Below are 2,179 nucleotides of genomic sequence, written 5' to 3'. Positions count from 1 at the left end.
GGCACGCAGGACAGCACGCACCAACCTGAGCATCGCCTGGTCGCAGACCCGTTCCTTGATCGTCTGCATCAACCCTTCGAACGGGATCGCCGTAAAGCAATCAGCGATATCCGTCTCCACCACCCACCGACGGCCCTTCCCGCACGCATCCACCAGCACTTGCAGTGCGTCATGANCCGAGCGCCGCGGGCGGAACCCGAACGAGCACCCGGCCATGTCCGCCTCGAAGACCGGCTCGAGCACGATCTTCACGGCGGTCTGCACCACACGGTCGCNGACGGCAGGGATCGACAGCGGCCGGGACGCACCCTTGTCCCCCGGCTTGGGNATTTCTACCCGGCGCACAGGCAAAGGACGGTACCCCCCTTCCCAGGGTCATTGCAAAGTCGCGTTTGTGCTGGTCACGAGGGTGATGGCCTGGTCGGGATGGCGGGCGTGGTGGCGTAGGGCTCGGGCGATGTTGGTGAAGCCGGCGAGCCGGAGCAGGCTGATCACCAGGTTGCGGAGAGCGGCCATGACCTGGGGTCCGCTGCCGGTGCTAGCCTGGTGGAGGTCTTCACCCAGTGTGACGTCGCGGACCCAGTGCAGGCGGATCTCGATGGACCAGTGGCCGCGGATCCAGGTGGCCAGTTCGGCGGGNAGGGCGTCCTGGGCGGGCAGGGCGCAGATCGCGTAGACGGTCTCACGTCGCTGGCGGCGCTTGCCCTCGGTCTTCTTCTTGTTCGTGCTGATCGGACGGGAGGTGCGGGTGATCTCCGATGGCCTGGGCCGCGTGGGGGAACCCGGGCCCGGCCGGGACGGTGACGGCCTTGAGGGTGCGTGTCTCGATCCGGCCGTGGCCACGGCCGGTGGTGGTGTGCCCGACCGGGACGTCTTTCCAGGGCAGTGTCGTCAACCGGGTATGGACGGTGGGCTGGTTGCGTTTCACGGTGACCAGCAGGTGCGCTCCCCGGGCGTGTAGGTAGTCGGCGTGCGCGGTCTGCGCGTGCATCGCGTCGACGGTGATCAGGACGTCGGTCAGGTCCGGAATCTGCTCGAGAACCGTGGAGAACAAAGGGATTTCGTTGGTCTTCTCGTCGACGTCGACCTGTGCCAGGACCACGCCGCGGGCATGGTCGAGAACACCGAGGAGATGCACGGGGTGGGCGCCGTGCCGGGTGGCGCGCATCGCTTTGCCGTCGACGGCGAGCACCCGCCGGACCCGGCGTCGGCGCTGTGGCGGCTGGTGCCCGGCGGTGTCGACGGTGTCGAGGCGGGCCTGGATCCAGGCTCCGATCGCGGTTTCCAACGCCGCCCGGTCCACACGTACCAGCACCCGCCAGATCGTCACCGGGCCCGGGACCCGCCCTGTCAGCCCCAGGCCGGCGCGGGTGTCCGCGGGCAGGTCGGCGGCCCATTCCCCGATCGCCGCGAACGACCGGGCGCCACTGACCATCGCGCACACCGCGATCGCCAGGACCGCGGCGAACCGGTAACGCACCCCGCGCCGTCGACGAGGATCCGGTACCCGCGCGAGAGCTTCCAGCAACGCCGTCTGATCACCTTCGGTGATCAGACGCGGCTGGTTGATCCTGTCCGGAAGCTGCGCGGCAAGCTCGTCGACCACGGCGGCGACGGGGGATGATGGCATCGGCGGGCACGGCCTTCCCTGGCGAACATGAAGCGTCGAGAACTCCATGATCGGTGGGGGGTCGTGCCTGCCGTGCGTCTACCTCCGGCGTGTCGCCGGTATCCGTCCAGGTCAGACCATGCATCGGCCGATGCCAAGAATGATCAACTTGGCCTATCGACTACGAAATGGCCCTGCCCCCCTTCCCGCAATTCGCCGCCCAGCTCGTCGAGAAGACGGGACACCCCGTACTCCTCGACCTGGGCAATGGTGGTCCGGTCAATGCCCGGCGCGCCCCTGTTAGCGCGCACCAGTGCCCACGCACGCTCCAGGACGTCCCCACGGTGGACCTTGTCCGAGAGCGCATGGAACCTCCGCCCGGGATCGGCCTTGGCCGCCCGGTACAGCGTGTGCTGCAAGACACGGACCGGATCCACTCGGGATCCCGAAGCGGCGGGAATAGCAGCAATGGCACTCACCGAGCCCCTCCTTCCAACTCCACGCGTCGACGAAGCAGCGGCCCTTCCCTCACCGCCGGTTATGTTGTCCGGCCGGCTCGAACGGTAATAT

At 68.0% G+C, this 2,179-nt stretch carries 4 protein-coding genes and 1 pseudogene; all 5 read right to left on the bottom strand.

From position 1 onward, the window contains the following. A partial coding sequence (locus CED_RS21125; protein ID WP_255361147.1) for a reverse transcriptase domain-containing protein occupies positions 1 to 345 on the bottom strand: 345 nt, incomplete at its 3' end. Positions 346 to 375: 30 nt separating this feature from the next. After that, the gene (locus CED_RS25700) at positions 376 to 516 is read right to left on the bottom strand and encodes a hypothetical protein (RefSeq protein WP_023840633.1); all 141 of its coding nucleotides are present in this window, start codon (positions 514 to 516) and stop codon (positions 376 to 378) included. A gap of 33 nt (positions 517 to 549) precedes the next feature. Beyond that, positions 550 to 732: pseudogene (locus CED_RS25835) on the bottom strand (ISAs1 family transposase); the annotation flags it as partial. Beyond that, on the bottom strand, positions 683 to 1,630 hold the full coding sequence (locus tag CED_RS21120; protein ID WP_255361146.1) for an ISAs1 family transposase: 948 nt from the start codon (positions 1,628 to 1,630) through the stop codon (positions 683 to 685). The gene CED_RS21120 and the pseudogene CED_RS25835, both read right to left, overlap by 50 nt. Positions 1,631 to 1,773: 143 nt before the next feature. Beyond that, positions 1,774 to 2,088, bottom strand: a complete 315-nt coding sequence (locus CED_RS21115) for a hypothetical protein (protein ID WP_235187274.1) — start codon at positions 2,086 to 2,088, stop codon at positions 1,774 to 1,776. Positions 2,089 to 2,179 lie beyond the last annotated feature (91 nt).

Origin of the sequence: Frankia sp. CeD (assembly GCF_000732115.1) — a bacterium.
Taxonomy (GTDB): domain Bacteria; phylum Actinomycetota; class Actinomycetes; order Frankiales; family Frankiaceae; genus Frankia; species Frankia casuarinae.
This window is presented reverse-complemented; position numbering and strand designations above follow the sequence as displayed.